We start from the raw sequence: 23,297 nt of genomic DNA on the forward strand, positions 1-23,297 counted from the left end.
TTTATAACAACTAAAAAATAGACAATATATATTGATTATTGCTGATCAATAATACTGCTTCAATCTTGTACTTTTAAACATTTGAAGAAGATTCATTTCAGTTGCTAAATCAATATTAAGGTAATTAACAATATTCTTCATATTAGATTCATTAATCTATGAGGAGTCTATTATCTTAGTTTAAATTAAGCATTACTTTTTGCCATTAAATGGAAAAAATGAATGAAATGCTATTCTCTTGTTAAAAAAACTCACGAACTAGTCGTAAGTTACACCTTTTAGATCTCTTAGGTAATTAATAAATCACTTTTGAGCCTTTTCAAGGTTTGGTTTATCACCTTGTTTTTTGAATTTTTTAATTTCACAAAGTTTCATAATTTGCGAATAAATTTCAGCATCTTCATATGAAGGAACTAATTGAATTGCAACTAGTTTTTGAGGGTAGTATTTTGAAAGTAATCTATACCCAGCATAAACAAGTTCCATCTGAGGAATTATATCCGTTTTAATTGAACCAATAATTGCGAGTTTAACACCTGTTAATTCATCATCAAACTTAGGTCATAAAATACCTGGTGTATCTAGTAATTGAATCTTGCCTGTATTCACTCATTGTTGACCTTTTGTTACACCTGGCATGTTACCAACTTTAGCAGATGGTTTATTAGCTAAAGTGTTGATTAGTGTTGATTTCCCAGCATTTGGAACTCCAACAACAAATGCCCTTAATCTTGGTTTTAGAATACCTTTTGATTTGTCTTTTTCTCTTTTTGCTTCCAACATTTTTTCAGCTTTTTCAACAATTTTTTTAGAAGCTGATTTTTGTTTAAGGTTAACAACTATACAATCATCCGTTTCGTTTCTATAGTGTTCTACAATATTTGAAAGTTTGTTTTCATCAGCAAAATCTTTTTTAGTAATAACAAATAGTCTGGGTTTTTGAGGTGCAATTTCATCGAATTCTGCATTATATGAAGAAAGTGGGGCTCTTGAGTCTAAAACAATAATAAATAGATCTGCAAGCGCTTGTTTTTCTTTTATTTGATTTAAGGCCTTAGCCATGTGTCCTGGGAATCATTGAATCATAATACATTCATTATACATAATAAAAAGCTCATTAAACTTTGAGCTTTAACTTTCAACTATATTTTTTTGTTTTTTTGTTTCCGTATTTTTTTATCCTTATTAGCAATATAAAATATTATTCATCCAATAATTCCAAGTAATATCGCAATACCAAGTACTGAAACAACAGGTAACCAAATTGGAGCAATGTCAAATGCAAGGAATGGATAAATTGCAATACCAAAAGTATAGTTATAACTTGCTTTTGAATTATCACTATAAGTAAAAGTCATTGTTCATTCAGTTCTAGTTGAATAATAAAGAATAATTGCAATTACCAACCAAATAATTGGATAGATAAAAACAAGGAAGTAGTCTTTTTTACTTAATTTAATATTATCCTTATTTTTTTCGTTGCTTTTTAGACTTTCGTTTAGGAATACACTAATAGCAATAATAAAAGAGAACAGATGTATTTGGCATGTATCCAATATTTTAAGAGGTGTATGCCAAATAATATCTATTGGTGATAAAATAGTTCAATAAATTATAAAAGTTGTTGCAATATTTGTCATCACTATAATTTGAAATCTTTTTGCATGTTTATTCTTTCTTGGATCAATTAATTTAAACGTTCTTAAAAATAGGTAGATAAAAACAAGTAGATTACTTTGAACAGTAAAGTAAAAAGGAATAGTAGCTTTCGCTCAAGGTTCTCAAAAAGTATAGACTTGAGCAATACCAGGAATTGTTCCAGGCTTCATCCTTCCACCTGAAGGTCCTGATATTTTATTGTAAGGAATGTACAATGTTGAACAAACGTTATAAATAATAAAATAAGCCATTAATAACGATAGAGCGAACAAGGCTATTCTTGTTTTTGTTTGATTGTTTTTGCCTGTTATTTGTTTCATATATAAAATTATAAAATAAAATAACAATTTTATTGTTATTTGCGTTTAATTTTTAAAGAGTTTATTCTTGAATTGGGATTTGATAGTGATATAAATAGTGATCCAAAAGCTAAAAATAATAATGTTATACCAATTATTATTGAAATTGTAATATATATTTTCACCTCATCAAAATTCAAAAAGAAGTAAATAGCAACACCGATTTTTCTATGTATAGTTCCATTTGCATCTTTTGATAAAAATCAAGTATTATCAACAGGATTTTGCATAAGAGTATAAGTATTCGCTTCTCTTGAAGCGTAATAAACAATAATTGCCATTACAATTCATAATATTGGATAAATAAGAATATAGAAAATATGTTTTTTATTTAAAATCACTCCATTTTCACCTTTTTTTAATTTATCAATATGATATGTAATTATCATAAATACAGGTGCAACAAAATGAACTAGTATTGTAACCACTCTTTTAAAAACTCCAGGAAATCCTCCATGTGTTCAAATTGAAGAAAATGGTGCTAGAACAGTTCAATAAACACACATTGTTATTGTTATATTTACAACGGTAATCAGTTGAAATAATTTATGAGATAATTTTTCCTTAGGTTTTATAATTCCCAAACCTCTTAATAGTAGAAATATAAATACAATTAGATTTGTTTGGAAAGTAAAATAAAAAATTGAAATTCAACTAACGTGTTCTATTGGGACATGCATTTTAGAAATATCGTTATTTTTATAATAACTAAATACAGTCCAATTTAAAGATTGAACTGTATCGCTAATAATACTTAATATTAAAAATACAAAAGAAAAGGTTGCAAATATTAATATTCCTTTGTTTATTTTTAATTTATCAAACACTTACATACCACCCATTCCACGCATCATAGCTGGATTAAATTGACCATTTTTCATTTGTTTTGCCATTTGTTTCATTTGTTTTGCCATTCTTTCAAATTCATTAACAAGTGAATTATATTCTTGCGCAGATCTTCCAGAACCAGCAATTATTCTTTGTTTACGCTTACCATTTTTAAGCAACTTAGGATTTTTTCTTTCTTTCTTTGTCATTGAAGAAATTAATATCTCATATAGTTTTGATTTTTCGTCAGCTGCTGCAATTTTTTCTTTTGAAATATCGGCTGCACCAGGGATCATTTTTAAAATTGCCCCTAATTTACCTAGTTTTTTCATTTGTTGCAATTGTTCCATTAAATCATCAAGATCAAAATGACCATTAGCCATTCTATTAGCCATTCTTGTAGTCTTATCTTCATCAATAACATCTTGTGCTTTTTCGATTAAAGAAAGAACATCTCCCATTCCCAATATTCTTTCTGCCATTCTGTCTGGGTGAAATTTATCAAGACCTGACATCTTTTCTGATGTACCAATAAAGACAATTGGAACATTAAGCATTTTTGTTATTGAAAGAGCTGCACCACCACGAGCATCAGAATCTAACTTAGTGATTATTGATCCAGTTAAATCCAATCTTTCGTTAAATGTTGAAGCAACATTAATAATATCCTGTCCAGATAAAGCATCCGCTACATAAAAAATCTCCTGAGGTTTTGCAATTTTCTTGATATCTACTAATTCAGTCATTAGTTCTTCATCGATTGAAAGACGCCCGGCAGTATCAATAATAATTAAATCATTATCATTTTCTTTGGCATATTCCAGTGCATCAGCAACAATCTCTTGAGGTTTAGATTCAACACCTTTTTCAAAAATGGAAACATCTAATTGGCTTGCTAGAGTTTTAAGTTGCTCAACAGCAGCGGGACGATATACATCAGCCGCAACTAAAAGAGGGTTTTTAATTTCTTGTTTTTTTCTAAAATGATTAACTAATTTACCAGTTGTTGTTGTTTTACCAGAACCTTGTAGACCAACCATCATAATGATTGTTGGTTTGCTTTTAAATTTAATTTCTTTTGTTGTTCCACCAAGAATATTTATTAACTCATCCTTAACAATTTTCACAACATTTTGCCCGGGATTTAATTGCGCAAGAACTGTTTCCGATAAAGCTTTTGCTTTAACCGACTTAATAAATTGCTTAACAACCATTAAATTAACATCAGCTTCTAATAAAGCGAGTCTAATCTCTCTTGTAACTTCTAAAATATCCTCCTCTTTTAAAGAAGTTTTTGCTTGCATTTTTTTCATTGATTTTTGTAGTCTGTTTCCTAAAATATTTAACATATTTAAATTATAAAGAAAAAGTTGTTAAATGAAACATTCTGTAATATTAAAGAATTTAAAGTTTAAAAAAATACCCTTAGGGCATTTTCTGATTTAGTATTATTTATTTCTGATTTCTTTAAGTCTTGCTGATTTACCTTTTCTATCTCTCATGTAGTAAAGTTTAGCTCTTCTTACTTTATTTTTACGCTTAACTTCGATTTTAACTACTAATGGAGAGTGAAGTGGAAATGTTCTTTCAACACCTATTCCATATGACATTTTTCTAACTGTGAATGTTTCTGATGTACCTGTACCATGTTGTTTGATAACTAAACCTTCAAATAATTGAATTCTTTCTTTGTTACCCTCTTTAATGTGTACGTGAACAACAACGTTGTCACCAGCTCTAAATTTTGGTAAGTCTTTTTTGATTTGATTTGCTTCTACTGCTGTTAATAATTTATTTCTCATTATGTTCTCCTTTTAATAAGTCTGGTCTAACTCTTTGAGTTTTTTCCAGTTGCTTCTCATATCTTCATTTCTCTATTTTTGCATGATTTCCATTCAACAACACTTCTGGAACACCCATCCCCTTATATTCTCTTGGACGAGTATATTGAGGGTGATCTAATAAGTTTCCTTGAAATGAATCATTTATGTGTGATGCCTCACGAATTACACCAGGTATTAATCTAATAATAGAGTCAGCCATAACCATTGAAGGAAGTTCCCCTCCAGTTAAAACATAATCCCCAATTGATAATTCCTCATCAACTAGTAATCTCACTCTTTCATCAAAACCTTCGTAATGACCTGCGATAAATGTTATTTCATCTAATTTAGACAATTCCAGTGCTTTTTCTTGTGTAAATTTATTACCTTGTGGTGAAAGAAGAATTCTTTTACCCTTAGTTTTTTCCATAGCTTTATCAATGGGTTCAACCATTAATAACATACCTTGACCACCGCCATATACAATATCATCTACTTTATTGTGTTTGCCAGTTGCAAATTTTCTAAAGTCAATAACATTAACATCAACAAGCTCTTTTTCAATAGCTCTTTTAACAATTGATTCTGATTGAAATGGTTCATAGTATCTAGGGAATAGAGTTATAAAGTTTATTTTCATAACGTTTAATTATTTTGCTTGTTTAGATTTAGCAAATTCTTCGTTAACATTTTCTTTTTTAAGCAATGTTTTTACAGTGTCAGTTGGAACAGCTCCGTCATTTAATCATTTAAATACTAATTCTTTATCTAATTTTAATTCTTTTGAATGTGGGTTATAGTAACCTACAACTTCGATGAATTTTCCGTCTCTAGGTGCTCTAGCATCTGCAACTACAATTTTGTAGAATGCATTAAACTTAGAACCTTGACGTTTTAATCTCATTTTTACCATATGGTTCTCCTTTTATTCTTATTTCATTTAATAAGTAATATTATCTTAACATAAAAATAACTAGGTGTCAAGCACTTTTGCTTTACAGTTTGTATTTATATTAATTTACTAACGCTTTGCATGTAAAAGAATAATAAATTTGTTTATCTATATCCATGTTTATTTACAATACTTTTTTTATAATTGAAGTCGTGTTATTTTTTTCACTCTTTAGAATTCAAAGACTTCAATATACTTATAATTTAAACAGCAGACAATAGGAAGAGGGATAAAAGTATGATATTAACAATTGAAAATATGAAAAAAGTTTATAAAACTCATTTTAGAAGTTTTTTAGCGCTTGATGACATTAATTTTGAAATTGAAGAAGGCCAAATATGAGGTTTATTAGGAAATAATGGTGCTGGAAAAACAACACTAATTAAATCAATAATAGGTGGACTAAATTTTGAAGGAACTATCTTAATTGATGGGCACAAGAACAATACTAGCCATGCAAAAGAAATAATTTCTTATATCCCAGAAAAGGCTACATTTCCACTTGGGTATAATGTCAAACAATATTTAATGGAAGTGGCCTTGCTTTCTAAGTTAGATAAAAAAATAGCAATTAAGAGAATTGAACATTATTTAGAATACTTAGAGATAAAAGATTTGATTAAGAAGAAACCTAGAAAGCTTTCTTCAGGGCAACAAAAGAAGGTTATCTTAATACAAGCTTTACTTTCTAATCCTAAATTAATAATAATGGATGAACCAGTTGCAAACCTAGATCCAGAAACAAGATATAAATACTTCAAGATGTTGAAAAAAATAAATAAAGATTATTCCATATCTATCCTGATTTCATCTCATATCTTGGCTGAGTTGGATAACTTTGTTGATGGTGTGATAATTCTTAAAAAAGGTAAGCTCATAACTCAAAAACTTATTAAAAAAGAACAAAGAATTTCTGAATTATATAACAAGGAATTAGGTATCAAGGAGGTGAATTTAACATATGAGTAAAATTTATAAGATTTATACAAAGTCATTATTAAAAGATAAGCTCTTTTGATTCCTTTCTCTTTTTAGTTTTATATGTGCATTAACTATTATTTTAATAATACACAAGGTAACAAGAGTACACAATGGTGAAATTAAATCAGTTTACGATTCATATTTAGTGCAAGGCTTTACATATAATATTTCAGATAGTAAGATGTTGATTTTTATAATTGCATTATTTATATTAGTAACCTGTTTTTCAATAATTGTTGCTTTTAAAGTTTTTGGAAGGGGTTGATCCAACATCCTTTTGATTAGTAAAGTTAAAAATCGGAAAGATATAATACTGGGTAAGATTTTTTCAATTATAACTGTATGTGCAATTTTCGCTTTATCTATATTCCTTGCTTTATTTGTTTCTTCTCTATTTAATGAAACAAACAAAAAAATAAATTTTGATATTTCAATTGCTTTTATAGTATTGCCAACACTATTTTTTATTGTTTTAACCTTTACGTTAATATGTTCTATATTATTTTACTTATTAGGATTAGCTAAATCTGTATTCCCTGTTATTCTAATATTTGTATTATTGCCTGGCGTGAGTTTTATATTTCAAGCCTTAAATGGAGATTATAGAACTTCAGCTAACTCTATTGGTAACAATAGATACGTTGGTCTTAAATTCTTAAATAAAGACACGAAAGATTCGAACTTAGAAATTATCACAACTGATAAAAGAAGTTACGAAAAATTGATGAACTCTTCTCTATATAGAACCAATGTAAAACTTTCATACACTGATTTATTGAGTGCAACCATCTCTACAATGTTACCAAGTTCTATTTATTCAAAAAATAGCATTAAATATACTAACGGTTTTTATAATATTATCTCTCATTCTACATTTGAGAAAGTGGGGAAACCTATTGATTTTGCCAATATTAATATTTTGAAAAAGAATCAAACAAAAGCTGAACAATTTGCACTATTAACAAACAACAAAGAGATTCCCTCTCTTTCTTCACTTAGTCAAAGTCTTATTTACCAAGAAAATTATGGCGATAAATTTAGAGAATTAGGCGAAGAAATAAAAATGCCTGCAAATGCCCTAAGTAACGAAGAACTTGTCAATAAAATGTCTGGTATTATTGCCAAAATTAAAGGGATTAATCAATTAGATTGAAGCAATTTGCCAATCTTATTTAATCTACTTATGACCCCTATAAAAGGAGATATGTCACCGAACTTCATGTTGGCTATAAAAACCGTTGAGGATAAAAAGAAATATATGACTAAATTTTATGCAAATAGCATTTTTAATCCAAGTGAAAAACCAAATATAGATTGAAATAAAGTTTCATTTAAAAAGACTAAATCAAACGGTAAAACAAAATTCATCTTAACAAATGAAACAAATAAAGAAATAAAATTTGTGGAATATGATGATAAAAAACTACTCATCAACGAGGATACCCTAATGGGAACTACAAACGCAGAAGAACTACTTAGTTTACTTATTTATTCTAACTTCGTAAGTCATAGAAAAAACGGATTAAACAAAATCAAAACTACTTATAATAAATTAGATTTACCAATAATTTCAAATATCAATCGAATCCCAAGAGAATTTGATTATAAAACCGGAAAAATAATTGATAAAAATCCAAAAGTAGATAAACACTTTACTTCAGGTGATGGAGGTCCGATTAATTCAAATGTAAAAACTAAAGGGCCCAACTATAAACCAATGGTTAAAACAACACAGGGTCCTGAACCCAAAATTATCACATACCCTTCTTTAACACTTGTTTCTAAAGAACAACTGAATAAACTACATGATCTAAACTCTTATAAGTTAACAAATTCGTATCCGCCTATTTGATATGGTTGACTATTCTTATTTTCAATATCTTTACTTTGTTTTGCATCATTAGTTGCAATATCAAGAAAAAGAGAAATAAAGGACTAAAAAACCAACGTTTTAATTACAAAGGAATATAAAATAAATTAGAATGAAAAAACTTTTATTGGTACACAAGTCTTATAACAAAATTGAAAGCGTAACTCTTATAGTTAGTTAGACTTATACTCATGTTATCTTGTCAATTATTTTAAATCACTAATTGGTATTTACCAATTTATCAAACATTTATTTTTTTAAAATTTAACCCATAAATGTATAATTTCTTTATGAAAAATATAAAATTTGCAAAATCAGAAGAGAAAAAATGAACTAAGAATAAAAAGAATAAAGTATTCTTAGGTATTTTTCTTGGTTTGATTTTCATAACTATACTTATGAAAGTTCTAGTTACAATTTTATGGGATATTGGTTATTACAATGGACACACACATTTATGATATTGAAAAGATAAAGACGTTATGGAAATACTTGAAAAATCTAAATGAGGTAGCGATAGAATTTCTGGCCCAGACATAAAACAAGAGTTAGCTAGAAGGGCGTTAACACATCCATATTTCTTTTGATCTTTGACTCAATTCACATGACAAACAACGTTAATAGTGACATTTGTAATCATTCTAAGATTCTTTATGTATGATGATAAAATTCCTAAGTGATTAAGCTGAACTCACTCACAAAAAACACTATCACTTGTTACAATGTACGATGTTATTGTATGTATTGTGTTTTGGAGTGCTTTAGCTAAAACATTTTCAATTGATAGAGGTTCTAGTGATGAATTAATGAACTTCTTGATAAGTGCCTCCACAATATTGGTGCATGCTGTAATACCAGCAATTATGGTAATCTACTCTTTAATAAGTCTTCTATTCTTATCTGAAGCATCAAGACTTAAAAGAAAATTTGTTTTTACAGCAATGATTTATCCAATAATATATATTATCTTTTATATAATTATGGCCGCAGTCTGAAAGGATCCATATCCAGTTTCAAATATTTCATCGAAAGAAAGTTTTGCAGATGTATGAATTGCATTCCTAAGTTTAATGGGAATATTCATTGGAATTATGGGTATGTCCTATTCACATAATTATCTTTTATTCAAATTTAATAAACAATATAGATATGAGCGAGATTACGAAATAACATTAGAGATAAAACATAAAATAGAAAAATATGATTTTAAAATAGAAAAAATTGAAGAAAATTTAGAGGAAATTAAAAATCCGACAATAATAAAAAGACAAAAATTGAAAATTTTAAAATATAAAATATCAAAAGAAAAATTAATTGCTTCTTTAGAAAAACAAGAAATTAAAGTTAAGAAATCACACTCTAAATATGTAGATGATACTAATAAAAAAAATAATACAAAAACAATAAAATTAAAAACAAAAAATGTTAAAAATAATACAAAACCAAAAAAGAAAGATAAAGCTAATAAACCTAAAAAGAAAGATAAAGATACCAAATCCAAAAAGAAAGTAAGGTAACCCCTTATTTTCTTTTTATCTTTTTAAATATGATATTATTGTTTTATAAGGAAACTAATTCAATGACAAAAATAAACTTTACATGACAATTTTGAATAAGTACCATACTATGGATTTTACTATCTGTTTTAAGCATTTCACATTTATGATACCTAGAAAACTATGATGGACACACATTTACAATAAATATAATTCGATCAACCAAAAGTCTTATATTGCCAGTACTTTTATCTATTTTTATTATTAACCGTTTTAAGAAGTGAAAAAGAGAATATTGATTAATTATATTTGCTTTGCTTTTTGCATTTATTGGAGATGTATTGTTGATAGAATGGACTCAAAGTGATGCATTATTTTTAGGTGGATTAGCTGCATTTTTAATAGGTCATATTTTCTCTATAATTTATATTTTCAAGAATAGCAATTTTAAAAAGAATAAATATAAGTGAATAGTTACATTACCTTTTATATTTGTGCCCTTTGTTATTTGACAAATCTCAACATTAGATTCTGTCTTAATAGCCATCGCAATATTCTTCTATTCTTTAATGCTTTGTACTTTATTAGGGTTATCATTAACTTTGATATTCACCAAAGAAAGCATAGTCTATACATTAGCAATTATAGGTTCATCATTATTTGTAATTAGCGACATGATTTTAGGTTTAAAAACTTTTAAACATATACAATTCCCAGCAACAACGGTTATGTGAACTTATATATGTGCTCAAGTATTTTTAACTTTATTTTATTTAAGATCTTCAAAAAATTAACTGATAGTTTTAAATTTATTTATACCTTGGAATAATTTTTTTAATCCATTAATACAGTATTTTTTTATTTTTAAGAATAAGAGATAAGGATAATATTAAAAATAACCCACCGGGTTATTAATAAATTTTAATTGCTTGTGTATTATTTTTAGTTCTTGGAGTATTAGGTTGGTTGTTGAAAAACTCTTCATTCCTTGCTTTTATCTTTTCTAATGTTTCATTATTATTCTTGATATCATCATTCTTATTAGAAATTAATTTTGTAATATCTTCAATTTTCATTTTCTTTAAATCTATTACATTTTTACCAATTAACTTTGAAATATCGCTAATCTCTTTTTCTTTTTTCTCATTTATAATTTTTATTTCATTGTTCAATCTCTGAAGCTCACCTTGTGTTGTGGAATGTTTACTATCTAATGATTTAATTTTATTATTCAAATCTTTAATTTTATTATTGCTAGCAACTATCTTAGAAATTATTGAATTAATCAATTGCTGTTGTTTTTTTAATTTCAATCGCATCTTTAGATTTACTTAATTTTTTAAATTCATCATGTAAAATGATCTTATCGTCTTTTATTTTCTTGATGTTTTCTTTTGTTTCTATAATTTTTTTACTTTTTTCATTAATTTTTTCGATTATATCCTTAATTAATTTAGATAATTTTTCACTATCTTCTATTGCCTTTTTGTATTCACCTTTTGCACCTTCATTACCTGAAAAACCACTAACTATTATTCCCTTTAAAACTCATTCATTTTTTAATTTTTCTTGAATTTTATTTTTAGACTTAATTTTATTTTCAAAATCAATAATTTTTTTGGTCATTTCATTGAAAATAACACTGTCTTTAGACTTATCTCTATCTGCTTTAATTTTTTTAAGCATAGCATTTAATTCTTTTAATGTCTTCTCATTTTTTTTCAATATAATTTCTGCATTTTTTTGTTCAAGCATTGCTTTTTCCAAGAATATTTTTTTCACTTTTATTTTATCCCTAGATTTTTCTTCTTCTTTTATCTTATCTTTTTTACTTGAATCTAATTTGGTAAAATCAATTTCAAGTGTATTTAATTTAGACTCTAGATTTGAAATTTTAGTTGCATTATTTTTTATAGAAACTAAAACTAATGATATTTGCTTTTCAATACTATCAATATTTTTATTCATTTCACTAAATTTTATTTTAGCTTTCAAAAGATCTGCACTATCATTTTTAACATCATTTTTTTTGCTATTGAAAACTTTCTCAATAGCCAATCTATCTGTATTCATTTTCGCTAACTTTTCATTCAATGAATTTAGTATTTTTTGCATACTTTCTTTATTTTTATAACTTTCCTCAAATTCTTGTAATAACTCAACGCTTTTTCTTAGTTTAATCAGCATTTCTTTAGCTCTTACTTCATTTTCAAGTTTTTGCTTCAAAGTACCAAATTGTTCTTTGATTTGTGATGGTTCAGGTTGTTTTGAATCAACTTTTTTTGACTTAATATTTTCAGAACTATTAGACTTTAGAGTTTCTCCAGAATCCTTATTAGAACCACATGAAGCAACAACAACAACTGGAACTGCAACAGAAGTTAATGACGCTAAACTTATAAGCATTGTCTTTGAAATATCTTTACTTTTGTTTCTCATTTTTATACCTTCCAATTCATTTTTTTCTTTTATGTATTTTTACTTGTATTTTACATTTTAATTCTTTATAAAATTATTTTAACACAAAAAAATAAAAAGAGTATTTATTGTATTAAAAAAATGATAAAACAACTATAATTTATATATGAAAATATATTTATCAAAATCAAATAATCCATATTTAAATCAAGCATTAGAATATGAATTAGCAAAAAATAATAAGGGTGCGGATAAAATTTTATTCTTATGATTAAATAAAAACGCAATCATTATTGGAAGAAATCAAAACATTTTTAACGAGGTAAATGAAATGTTTGTAAAAGAGAAAGAAATAAAAATATCAAGAAGATATTCAGGCGGAGGAGCTGTATATCATGATCTGGGAAATATTTTATTCTCAAATATTAGTCAAAAGGATGACACAAAATCATATGAAAAATTCTTAGAACCAATAATTTCATTCCTTAGAACACTAGGAATCAATGCAAAATTCCAGGGAAGAAATGATGTTTTAATAGATGATATGAAGATTTCGGGTAACGCACAATTTTTATTGGGTGATCAATTAGTAACACATGGAACTTTATTGTTTGATGCTGATTTAAGTGTTTTAAATAAAGCACTGCTAAGCAATAAACATAAATTAAAATCTAAAGGAATAAAATCCAACAGAATGAGAGTTACAAACATAAAAGAGCATTTATCTTCTCCAATGGATTCAACAGAATTTATAAATAAACTTATTGAATTCTTTGTTGAAAATAACGAAGGTGAAATATTAGATATACCAACTGAAATACATGAAAAAGCTCTTAATTTATCACAAGAGATCATGAAAAAAGAATGGATATTTAATAAATCCCCAAGTGCTTCACTAAAAAATGAGAGAAAATTACCAGGTGGGAATATTTCAATATTTTTCGATGTAATAAAGGGTAATATAAAAAATATGGAAATTAGAGGGGACTTCCTTTCTAAAAAAGACATAACAGAAGTGGGGACTTTACTAGAAAATCAAGAATACTCAAGAGATACTGTTGAAGCAATACTAGAAAATATTAATTTAACAGATTATTTAGGGACAATTACACAAGAAGAATTTATAGATTTATTAATGGGAGAGTAATTGTGGATGATAAATTAAATGAAATTAAAGGTAATGGAAGCCACAAAGTGCTTTTTTTACATGGGTTTAATTCAAATAAAAAATTTGTTTTTCCTTTAGTAAGTAAGCATAGAGAATATAGTATATTGTCTTTTGATTTTCCAACAAAAACTACAGAGGAATTTAATTATAATTACGCAACCATAGAATCATTTACATTATTTGCACAAAATATAATAGATACAATTAATGAACCATTCACTATTGTAGGCCACTCATTAGGAGGAGCAATTGCGATGGGTCTAAAAAGTAAATTTATTAAAAATAAAATATTACTTTGCCCATTAAATCCATTTTCTGAAACTGAGAGAGTCAAAGATTGGTTATTACCCAATGACATGAAACAATCTTTAGAATCTATTTCTTCTCTTTTTAATGGTTTAAATAAAGAATTATCAAATAATTTAGATTTCATTTCTTCTACATTTTTACGTGATATAAATACTAAAAGAGGCTGATATCAAAAAATGGTTTTAGAAGAAATTTGCAATCCTTTATACATAAAATCAAATCTTTATGAAACTTATAAGAATAATGAAAATAAAACATTACTAATACAAGGTGATAAGGATTTATTTATTAAAAATGAATCATCAAAAAATACTTCAAGAGAATTTAATTTTGGTTACTTAGAATTAAAAAACGCAGGGCATTCGCTATTACATGAAAAACCAACTGAAATTAATGAATTACTGAATAAAATAGTTGCAAATGAATAAAAACATTAATCACATATAAAGTAGACTTTTAAACTCTTGCTTCGGCAAGAGTTTTTAATTATTCAAAGTATTTGCTAGTACAACTGAAAATTGTTCTATCAATAATTGATTTAAGTTTAAATAGAAATATTCATCTTCTCTATTGTCTAAAGATAATATATTATCCTACCCATTAGTAATATTCTCTTCTAAAACCAACACCTTTCAGATTTATAAGTAATTTTCTTATTTTTATAGTAACGATGATTGGAAAACCAAAAAAAGATGGTTTTAAGAGTTTGTAAATTAAGGTCAATTTGCCTCTTGTGAGTCCCTTGCAATCTTTTTTATTCTTTTACCTACTATTGGTTTTTTACATAATATGCTTTTAATTACACTTTTATTGATCTCTTTTCTCTTTTGAAGTTATTACTACACCCTCAATTTTTGTATGTATTATCAAAATACACTCAAATAAATTAAGGTTTTTTAAAAGTAGTCATTCATTTCTTTATGGTTAATTATTTAGATGCAAAAAAAATGAACACCTTTGTTTTGGAGTCCATTTTATCTTTTGTGTTCAATTAAATATTGACACTTTTATCTATTTTTTACTTTTTTCTAATTCTAGAACAGCTTTTCTAGCTGTTTCTCAAATAATTTCTGATACTGTTGGATGTGGGTGAATTGTATTAGCAATTTCATTCACAGTCATTTCAGAATCGATTGCAACAGTTATTTCAGTAATCATATCAGTAGAATGTTTACCAACTAAGTGAGCACCAATGATTTCACCATATTCTTTATCAACTATCATTTTAATAAATCCTCGTGAATCTCCATCAGCTAATGCTTTACCTATTGTCATCATAGATCCTTTAATAATAAAGTAATCTCTTTTACCCTCTTTTGCTTGTTGTTCTGTTAAACCAACACTAGCAACTTCTGGGTGTGTGTAGATACATGCAGGAATTGTATTAGCATTAATTGGTGATGTAGGTTTTCCAACTATGTGCCTTGCAGCAATAATCGCGTGTTTATAAGCAACGTGAGCCAACATAGCTTGACCAGTTACATCTCCAATTCCATAAACTTTATCAACATTTGTTCTACTTTTATAATCAACTTCAAGATTTTTTCTTTCCCCTAATTTGATACCAACTTCTTCTAGACCATTTGTTAAAGGTTTTCTACCAACAGATTCAAGAACTAAATCAGAACTGATTTTTTGTTCTTTTCCATCTAATTCATATACAACACTTCCACCAGCGAATTTTTTAACATTAACATTAGTTAATATTTCAACACCTGATTTTTTAAGTTCTTTTGTAAGTTCTTTAATTATATCTTTATCAAGTATGTTTAGAATTTTATCTAAGTTTTGCAAAATAGTAACTTTAACACCATTAGCTGCAAATAATTGTGCAAATTCAACACCAATTACTCCTCCACCAATAATTGTTATAGTTTTAGGTAATTTTTTAAGATTTATCGCTTCTTTTGAAGTAATAACTTTTCCTTTTTTATACCCTTCTTCGAAACCTTCAAGAGGTAGCCTATTAGCAACAGAACCAGTTGCAATTATTATGTTTTCACCTTTATAAACTTTTCCATCAATTTCAATTGAGTGAGCACCAACAAATTTAGCTTCACCAAAAATTGTTTTAGCATTATTTGCCTTCATTAACATTTGTACACCACTTGTTAATTTTTTAACTACTTCCATTTTTCTTTTTTGCATAGCAACTCAATCAGGTGCTAAATCGTGAATATTACCTTTGATTCCATATTTTTCTAATTGTTGTGCATATTCATAAACTTCTATTGATTTAAGTAAAGTTTTTGTTGGTATACATCCAACATTTAAACATACTCCACCTCAAAATTCTTTTTCTACAATCAAAGTTTTTTTACCATGTTTAGCAACTTCTTCAGCAGCTAGATAACCACCAGGACCAGAACCAACAACAATAACATCGAATTCTTCTTCAATTTTACCTTTGTATTCTTTACCTTTTTCACCTTTATATGAAGAAGTTGATTTTGTAACTTCTTCTTTATTTTCTACAGGTTTTTTATTTGATTTCGTCTTTTTAAAGCTATCAAATGAAAATAAATCATTAGACACTTCAATAGAACCTACAACACTTGCAGCTTCTTGTGGTTTTTCTTCTTCAACTTCTTTTTCTTCTTTTTGGTTAGATGTCGCTCCATCTTCAATATAAAAAGTTTCATCTCCAACGTGTACTGTTTCTTCCTCTTTTATTAAAATTTTAGTTACTTTACCAGATGTAGGTGAAGGAATATCAGATGTCATCTTATCAGTTTCAACTGAAAATAATGAATCACCTTCCTTGACTTCATCTCCTACTTTAACGTAAATTTCCCCAACTAATCCTTCGTGTAATCCTTCTCCGATATCGGCGAATTTAAATTTATACATTTCTTCTCCTCTTTATTGTAAAGCTAGTAAAACTTCAGGGTTTTCTAGCAATATTCTTATTTCATAATTAAATCTACCAATGTCTCCTCCATCAACTCATTGATGATCTCCAGCTGTTGTTAAATAAAGAACTTTACCTGGTTTCATTTCATCACCAACAATGTAAACTTTATCTTTAATAGTACCCATTCCTGTTATTGCTAGGTTTGGATGATTTATTACTGGAACTCCAAATAATGCATCAACAGAACCATAATTAGTTATTGTGTATGTTGAATCTCGCATTTCACTTGGTTTAATAGTTCCGTCTTTACATGCTTTTGCTAATCTAATAATTTCTCTTGAAATTTCAACAACAGACATATTGTTAGCATTTTTGATTACTGGAACAAGTAAACCTTTGTCAGTATCAACTGCAATACCAATGTTAATTTCTTTTTTATAGACAATTTCTTCTGTTTTAGAATCATATTTAGCGTTAAATATAGGATATTTTTGAATAGCCTTGATTGTTGCTAATACAATGAATGGTAAAAAAGTTAATTTAACACCTGTTTTTTCTAAAACGGGATCCTTAATTTTCTTTCTTAAATCTCAAAGGTTTGTAACATTAACTTCACTAACTAAGTTAACATAAGCCACTTGATTTCAAGAATTTTTAAGAGCTTTTGCAATACCTTTTCTTAAAGGAGAAGCTTTAATTCTTTTATCTTCCATTGTTGTTTCAACTTTTGAAACATTAATTGTTTCTTTAGGTTGTTTTTTAGTTTCTATAACTTCACTCTTATTTCAAGTTGCAATATCTGATTTCATAACTCTATTATTTGGACCAGTTCCAATAACTTTTGTTATATCGATATTTAATTTTTTAGCCATCGCTCTTGCGACTGGCGTTGACAATATTTTTTTCATATTTCTCCTACGCCTTAAAGGCCATTATTTCTTTTAGTTTAGTTGCTATTTTTTCTGGTGTTATTGAGTGAATTTTTTCACTAGTAGCAAGTGGTATTGTTATATCAAATCCAGTTAATCTTGAAAGTGGAGCTTCTAAATACTCAAAAGCTTTTTCATTAACCCTAGTTATAATTTCAGATGAAACTGAAAATGATTTAACAGCTTCATGAACTACTAGTAATCTACCTGTTTTTTTAACGGAATTAATAATTGTTTCTGTGTCAATTGGTGAAATTGTTCTTAAGTCAATTAATTCAACGTCAATATTTGATCCTTCTTTTCCAAGGTTTTGAATAGCTTTAATAGAATCATGAACTTGAGCACCGTAAGTTACCAAAGTAATTGACTCACCTTCTTTAATAATATTTGCTTTTCCTAGTTCAACTTCATATTCACCTTCAGGAACTTCTTGTTTAAATGATCTATAAATTTTCTTAGATTCTAAAAATACTACTGGATCATTTGATTTTAAAGCAGCAAGCATCATTCCTTTTGTATCATATGGATTTGATGGCATAACAACTTTTATACCAGGAACATGAGCGAACATAGCTTCAATAGCTTCTGAATGGTGTTCAAGCGCTCTAACTCCTCCACCCATTGGCATTCTAACTATTAGTGGACAACTAAATCTTCCTCTTGATCTATTTCTAATTCTTGCAGCATGTGTAAATAATTGTTGGAATGATGCATAAGAAAATCCTTGAAATTGCATCTCCACAATTGGTTTCATACCAGCAATAGCTAATCCAACCCCTGTACCAGCGATTGTAGATTCAGCAATTGGTGCATCAAATACTCTATCTTCACCAAATTTTTCTTGTAATCCTTGAGTAGCTCTAAAAACACCACCTTCAAAACCGGCATCTTCACCAAAAAGAACTATTCTTTCATCTTTTTCCATAGCTACTGTTAAGGCATTATTAAGAGCCTCAATATTATTTAACTTAATCATTAAAACCCTCCTTTTCAAACTGAATCGCAACTTCTTGTTGTTCTTTTAATTCAGGTGTCATTTCTTCAAATGTGTGTTTAAATACATCTTCAACTTCTCTATTATTTTCTTTTAAAGATTCTTGATAAGCACTTTTAACTAATTCTAAATATTCATCTCAAAGTTTTTTATCTTCATCTTCAGTCCAAATATTTTTTTCAATTAAATAGTTTTTAATTCTATGAATTGGTTCTCATTTTTCTTCTTTTTCTTCACGTTCTTTTGTTCTATACACTCTTGGATTATCAGAAGTAGTATGAGGTCCTTGTCTTCAAGTTAGGAATTCAACTAAAATAGGGCCATTACCTTCCCTTGAATATTCAACAGCTTCCTTAATTATTTCAGCAGAAGCAATCAAGTCATTACCATCTACACGAATAGCTGGAATACCAACAGCTGCAGCTTTTGCAGCTATTGTAGCAGCAGATGTTTCTAAATGTGTTGGAGTTGAAATTGCTCATTGGTTATTATTAACGCAAAAGACCGCTGGTCAGTTGTGCACTGAGGCAATATTCATAGCTTCATAAAATTCACCTTCAGAAGTACCACCATCTCCAATAAATGTCATAGCAACAGCTTTTTTCTTTTGTTGTTTTAATGCAAATGCAATACCTGCAGTATGTGAATACTGAGTAGCGATAACTATATTTATTGGAAATACATTTACATCTTCAGGCATATAGTTTCCTTTTTCATTTCCATTTCAATATAGAAATTGATTTTTCAAAGGAACACCCTTCATTAACATTGCTGCATTATTTCTAAAAGAAGGTACTAATCAATCTTCTTTTTTTAGTGATAATGCTGCAGCAACCTGTAGTGCTTCTTCACCAAAGTTTGGTGCAAAAGTTAACATTCTACCTTGTCTTTGTAATTGAGACATATATGTATCTTGTTGTCTTGATAAAATCATATATTTATATGCTCTTAAAAGTTCTTCTTTTGATACTGTTGTTTTAAAATTTTTATTAATTAATTTTCCGTCTACATCTAAAAATCTAAAAAATTCTTTTTCATCTTGTCACACTTTGTTTTTATCTATATATTTATATTTTTTCATTTATTTTTCCAAACCATTAAGAACTGATTGAAGTATATAATTGAAAGGTTTGTTATAGTGTGGTAAGAAGTAAAAGTCCATTAAAGCAATATCTAGTAAAGTCATTTTTTTAGAAATTGCTAATGAAAGCATAAAGATTGCTTCTGTATGATTTGCATTACCAAAAGATCCAATTTGAGCACCTAAAATTCTAAGTGATTTAGGATCAAATACAATCTTGATTTGAACATCTTCAGCGTTATGCATTCATTCTGGTCTATCTTTATCTTCTCAATATGTTTCTTTAAAATCAACATTCATAGCTTTTGCTGTTTCTGCTGAAATACCTGTTGATGCAAATACACAACCAAAAACATTTATACCATTAGTACCTTGTACACCAGGGAATGGTAAGTTAGTACCTAAAACGTGATGAGCTGCTACAAGACCTGTTTTAACAGCGTTAGTAGCCAAAGCAACGTGCATAGGTCTATCTAATGAATTGTGCATTAGAGAAACTGAATCACCCAATGCATATACATCTTTATCAGATGTTTGCATAAATTCGTTAACTAAAACTGTTTTATTTTTTTCATCTAAATCTATTTGGTTTTCAAGCATTTTTGTTTGTGCTCTAAATCCAATTGATAATATAACCATATCAGCATCATATTCACCTTTATCAGTAACAACTTTTGCAACATTACCTTTGCCATCACCAATAAATTCTTTAACTTTTTCATTCATTTGAATTTTAATTCCATCTTTTGTCATTCTTTCTTCCATTTTTGATGTAAATTCTTCATCAAAATATCTAGAAATAACTCTTCCTTGCATGTCAACTAATGTAACATTTTTACCTGCTTTATTAAATGCTTCAACTAATTCAATACCAATATAACCTGCACCAATAACTACAACATTTTTAATGTTTTTATCTTTTGCTAGTTCTTTTATTTTTTGAGCATGTTGGAATAATTTTGAAATATAAATATTATTCAAATTGATACCTTTAAAAGGCGGTACAATAGGTCAAGTACCCCCTGAATAAACTAATTTGTCGTATGTATCATAAAATTCTTCACCTGTTTTTAAGTTTTTGACCTTAACTTGTTTTTTTTCTGTATTAACTTCAATTATTTCGTGTTCCATTTTAACTGTTACACCCATTGATGTTAATTCTTCTGGCGATGAATAAAATAATCCTTTTGGATCTTTAAATTCATCTGAAACCCATAATGCAATACCGCATCCTAAAAATGAAATGTTGCTATTTTTGTCATAAGCAATTATTTCGTGTTCTTGTGTTTTTACTGCAAGTGTTCTAATAAAAGATGTACCTGCATGGTTGGCTCCTAAAACTACAATTTTCATATTCTCTCCTTTTGAAATGTGTTATTCTGTAAAAAAAATCTAATATCACATGTATAAATTATAAACCCAATTTTTACTAATGTATATACAAATATTCAACTTTTTCATTTTAATGAGCAATACCACTAATATTATTCAAAAAAAAGTTAAAAAAAATAATGCAAAGTGCATTATTTTCTAAGTCCAAGCTCTTTAATAAGTGCTTGATACTTCTCAAAATCTTGTGATTTAAGATATTTAATTAAATCTTTACGTTTTTGAATTTTAGCTAAGAAACCTCTTCTTGAGTGGTTATCTTTGTGATTAGCTTTAAAGTGTGGTGTAAGAATATTGATATCTTCAGTTAAGATTGCGATTTGAGCTTCTATTGAACCTGTATTTTTAGCATCTCCACCAAATTTAATAATTAATTCTTGTTTTCTTTCTTTTGAAACTGCCATTTTGTCCTCCTTGTTTTTTTAATGTAACCCCAGCAAGAATTCGGACTGATATCCAAACCGAGTATTACAACGCTTTATTGCTTAAACATTATAAACTATTTTTAAAGAAAAGATTAGCAGCTTTTAAATGTTCTTCTCTAATTTCATCATTTTCATCCTTAATAGTGATTTCTAATTGTCTTCACCATGATAAAGAAAAGAATTTATTTTGTAAATTTTCCTTATTATTTAACATATGTATGAAATACTCACCTTTTCTTGTAACGTGAATTACACAATGATACATAATATTATTTTCTATTGCTGTTGCTGCATAAAAACCAGAGTGTGGTTTTATAGAATGTTTATCTAGAATAAAGTCATTCTTAGTTTTTATTTGAACATTAGTTGTTCATGGTGATACTAGTAGCGAATTTGCAAACTCTAATTCACCAAAGGGGATTTGTTCCTTGATTATTGAAGTTGATATTTTTACATCTGAAATTTTCTTGAGTTCTACAATCTCTACGTTTCCAAATATCTTCTCTAGAAGTTGTACATTGCCAGCTGCTGCTCTACCAAATTTAAAGTCTCTACCGCAAACTATAAGTGAAGGGTTATACTTTTCCTTAATTTCTTTTATAAAGGCCTCAGGTTGCAAAGAAAGTGTATGTAAATCATTTTTCAATAACATCGAATAATCAATTTCCATATTTGATAATTTTTGTAATCTAACTTCCAATTGCTCAAACATCTCTTTTGTTTTCTTTGGTAATTCATAAGGTTTTTCAAACATCATTAAAATTATTGGTTTCCCAGTTCTTTTTGCCGCTTTAATCAATTCAAGATGTCCAATATGAATTGCATCAAAAGAACCCATTATTATTACTGGGTTCTGAACCTCTACTTTTTTAGGGAAATAAAATACTTTCATTATAATTGTCCAATCTTTTTACCAAATAATTTTTGTGATTTAATACGTTCTTCTAAAATAACAATCCCGCAAATAATGCCATTTACCTTTGCAATAAATTTACCTTTTTTTTCACTAGTATTAGGAATTGAAATACCATTAACAAGAATTTTAATTTCCTGTTTTGATAGTTCAATTATTGGTAAAGTCAATAATTTATCAATATTTATATCAATTCCGAGGTCCGACTCACTTAAAGGTCCTATAGTTGTCCTTCTAAGTTCTGTCATTATTGCTCCGCAACCTAATATTTGACCCAAATCATGAATAATAGATCTAATATAAGTACCTCTTGAGACATTAACTTCAAATGTAGCTATTTTAAGATTATATGAAAGTAACTTAATTTTATTAATTTTTATAGTTGACGCTTTTAATTTAACTTCCTTACCTTCTCTTGCTAATTTATAAGCTGAAGTTCCATTAACTTTTTTTGCTGAAAATATAGGTGGCATTTGTTCTTGAATTCCAATGAAATTTTGCAATTCATATTCTAGTTTTTCACTTGAAGGTAATGCATTATTACTATACTTAATTTCACCTTCGGAATCATATGTATTAGAAGTACAACCTAATTCCATAGTTGCAATATAGGTTTTTTCTCCTTTGTCTATAAAATCTATTAATTTAGTATCTTCATCAGAAGCCACCAATAATAAACCAGTTGCAAGAGGGTCAAGTGTTCCTGTATGACCAATTTTTTTTATATTATTTTCTCTTCTAAAATTATTAATAGCTTTAAAAGAAGAAATTCCTTTTTCTTTATCTAGTAGTATGAACATATAAATATATTTTAACTTATTTAAGGTTATTCACAATAAATAAAGTGAT

At 27.7% G+C, this 23,297-nt stretch carries 23 protein-coding genes; 6 read left to right on the top strand and 17 right to left on the bottom strand.

The genetic code is table 4. The features are described from left to right. Window positions 1-258: 258 nt before the first annotated feature. The 7 genes from ylqF to rpsP all read right to left on the bottom strand — a co-directional run bounded on the left by ylqF (window position 259) and on the right by rpsP (window position 5,582). Entirely contained in the window at window positions 259-1,086 is an 828-nt protein-coding gene (gene ylqF / locus C4B24_RS00600; RefSeq protein ID WP_168388300.1) for a ribosome biogenesis GTPase YlqF, read from the bottom strand. 56 nt (window positions 1,087-1,142) lie between these two features. Further along, window positions 1,143-1,979: a hypothetical protein gene (locus C4B24_RS00605; protein ID WP_131598332.1), complete on the bottom strand. Its 837-nt coding sequence runs from the start codon at window positions 1,977-1,979 to the stop codon at window positions 1,143-1,145. Window positions 1,980-2,014: 35 nt separating this feature from the next. Beyond that, on the bottom strand, window positions 2,015-2,845 hold the full coding sequence (locus tag C4B24_RS00610) for a hypothetical protein (RefSeq protein WP_131598334.1): 831 nt from the start codon (window positions 2,843-2,845) through the stop codon (window positions 2,015-2,017). Further along, a complete protein-coding gene (gene ffh / locus C4B24_RS00615) occupies window positions 2,846-4,195 on the bottom strand; it encodes a signal recognition particle protein (RefSeq protein ID WP_131598336.1) in 1,350 nt (449 codons plus the stop codon). It abuts the gene before it with no gap. A 99-nt stretch (window positions 4,196-4,294) separates the two neighbouring features. Further along, entirely contained in the window at window positions 4,295-4,648 is a 354-nt protein-coding gene (gene rplS, locus C4B24_RS00620) for a 50S ribosomal protein L19 (protein WP_131598338.1), read from the bottom strand. Continuing rightward, on the bottom strand, window positions 4,638-5,309 hold the full coding sequence (gene trmD, locus C4B24_RS00625; RefSeq protein ID WP_131598340.1) for a tRNA (guanosine(37)-N1)-methyltransferase TrmD: 672 nt from the start codon (window positions 5,307-5,309) through the stop codon (window positions 4,638-4,640). The genes rplS and trmD overlap by 11 nt, the downstream gene beginning before the upstream one ends. 9 nt (window positions 5,310-5,318) lie before the next feature. Further along, entirely contained in the window at window positions 5,319-5,582 is a 264-nt protein-coding gene (gene rpsP / locus C4B24_RS00630) for a 30S ribosomal protein S16 (protein WP_131598342.1), read from the bottom strand. A gap of 276 nt (window positions 5,583-5,858) precedes the next feature. Between rpsP and C4B24_RS00635 the strand changes: the two genes are divergently transcribed. The 4 genes from C4B24_RS00635 (at window position 5,859) to C4B24_RS05230 (ending at window position 10,762) form a co-directional block, all read left to right on the top strand. Then, the gene (locus C4B24_RS00635; protein WP_131598344.1) at window positions 5,859-6,590 is read left to right on the top strand and encodes an ATP-binding cassette domain-containing protein; all 732 of its coding nucleotides are present in this window, start codon (window positions 5,859-5,861) and stop codon (window positions 6,588-6,590) included. Further along, a complete protein-coding gene (locus C4B24_RS00640) occupies window positions 6,583-8,541 on the top strand; it encodes an ABC transporter permease (RefSeq protein ID WP_131598346.1) in 1,959 nt (652 codons plus the stop codon). Before C4B24_RS00635 ends, C4B24_RS00640 begins: the two co-directional genes overlap by 8 nt. Before the next feature lie 221 nt (window positions 8,542-8,762). Beyond that, window positions 8,763-9,989 (top strand): hypothetical protein, encoded by a 1,227-nt coding sequence (locus C4B24_RS00645; RefSeq protein WP_131598348.1) that lies wholly within the window; start codon window positions 8,763-8,765, stop codon window positions 9,987-9,989. Between the two features lie 62 nt (window positions 9,990-10,051). Next, complete coding sequence (locus C4B24_RS05230) at window positions 10,052-10,762, top strand: lysoplasmalogenase (protein WP_210725190.1); 711 nt, start codon at window positions 10,052-10,054, stop codon at window positions 10,760-10,762. Between the two features lie 117 nt (window positions 10,763-10,879). Here the strand turns inward: C4B24_RS05230 and C4B24_RS00655 are convergent, their stop codons facing one another. After that, window positions 10,880-11,281: a coiled-coil domain-containing protein gene (locus C4B24_RS00655; RefSeq protein WP_131598352.1), complete on the bottom strand. Its 402-nt coding sequence runs from the start codon at window positions 11,279-11,281 to the stop codon at window positions 10,880-10,882. After that, window positions 11,250-12,407, bottom strand: a complete 1,158-nt coding sequence (locus C4B24_RS00660) for a coiled-coil domain-containing protein (protein WP_131598354.1) — start codon at window positions 12,405-12,407, stop codon at window positions 11,250-11,252. Before C4B24_RS00660 ends, C4B24_RS00655 begins: the two co-directional genes overlap by 32 nt. A 145-nt stretch (window positions 12,408-12,552) precedes the next feature. On the opposite strand from C4B24_RS00660, the gene C4B24_RS00665 reads away from it, so the two are divergent. Both C4B24_RS00665 and C4B24_RS00670 read left to right on the top strand, forming a co-directional pair. Beyond that, on the top strand, window positions 12,553-13,533 hold the full coding sequence (locus C4B24_RS00665) for a lipoate--protein ligase (RefSeq protein ID WP_131598356.1): 981 nt from the start codon (window positions 12,553-12,555) through the stop codon (window positions 13,531-13,533). A gap of 2 nt (window positions 13,534-13,535) precedes the next feature. Further along, window positions 13,536-14,291, top strand: a complete 756-nt coding sequence (locus tag C4B24_RS00670) for an alpha/beta fold hydrolase (protein ID WP_168388302.1) — start codon at window positions 13,536-13,538, stop codon at window positions 14,289-14,291. 583 nt (window positions 14,292-14,874) lie between these two features. Here the strand turns inward: C4B24_RS00670 and lpdA are convergent. The 8 genes from lpdA to truB form a co-directional block, all read right to left on the bottom strand. Beyond that, window positions 14,875-16,713, bottom strand: coding sequence for a dihydrolipoyl dehydrogenase (lpdA, locus tag C4B24_RS00675; RefSeq protein WP_131598360.1), 1,839 nt, complete (start codon window positions 16,711-16,713; stop codon window positions 14,875-14,877). 12 nt (window positions 16,714-16,725) lie between these two features. Continuing rightward, window positions 16,726-17,625 (bottom strand): 2-oxo acid dehydrogenase subunit E2, encoded by a 900-nt coding sequence (locus C4B24_RS00680; RefSeq protein ID WP_131598362.1) that lies wholly within the window; start codon window positions 17,623-17,625, stop codon window positions 16,726-16,728. A 7-nt stretch (window positions 17,626-17,632) separates the two neighbouring features. After that, entirely contained in the window at window positions 17,633-18,622 is a 990-nt protein-coding gene (locus C4B24_RS00685) for an alpha-ketoacid dehydrogenase subunit beta (protein ID WP_131598364.1), read from the bottom strand. Continuing rightward, window positions 18,615-19,721: a pyruvate dehydrogenase (acetyl-transferring) E1 component subunit alpha gene (gene pdhA / locus C4B24_RS00690; protein ID WP_131598366.1), complete on the bottom strand. Its 1,107-nt coding sequence runs from the start codon at window positions 19,719-19,721 to the stop codon at window positions 18,615-18,617. The genes C4B24_RS00685 and pdhA overlap by 8 nt, the downstream gene beginning before the upstream one ends. After that, on the bottom strand, window positions 19,722-21,074 hold the full coding sequence (locus C4B24_RS00695) for an FAD-dependent oxidoreductase (protein WP_131598368.1): 1,353 nt from the start codon (window positions 21,072-21,074) through the stop codon (window positions 19,722-19,724). A 170-nt stretch (window positions 21,075-21,244) separates the two neighbouring features. Continuing rightward, on the bottom strand, window positions 21,245-21,514 hold the full coding sequence (gene rpsO / locus C4B24_RS00700; RefSeq protein ID WP_131598370.1) for a 30S ribosomal protein S15: 270 nt from the start codon (window positions 21,512-21,514) through the stop codon (window positions 21,245-21,247). An 88-nt stretch (window positions 21,515-21,602) separates the two neighbouring features. Further along, window positions 21,603-22,427 carry an FAD synthase gene (locus tag C4B24_RS00705; protein WP_131598372.1) on the bottom strand — a complete coding sequence of 275 codons (825 nt, stop codon included), beginning with the start codon at window positions 22,425-22,427 and terminating at the stop codon, window positions 21,603-21,605. Continuing rightward, on the bottom strand, window positions 22,427-23,248 hold the full coding sequence (gene truB, locus C4B24_RS00710) for a tRNA pseudouridine(55) synthase TruB (RefSeq protein WP_131598374.1): 822 nt from the start codon (window positions 23,246-23,248) through the stop codon (window positions 22,427-22,429). Before truB ends, C4B24_RS00705 begins: the two co-directional genes overlap by 1 nt. Window positions 23,249-23,297 lie beyond the last annotated feature (49 nt).

The organism is Mycoplasma marinum (genome assembly GCF_004335975.1).
Taxonomy (GTDB): domain Bacteria; phylum Bacillota_I; class Bacilli_A; order Mycoplasmatales; family Metamycoplasmataceae; genus Mycoplasma_K; species Mycoplasma_K marinum.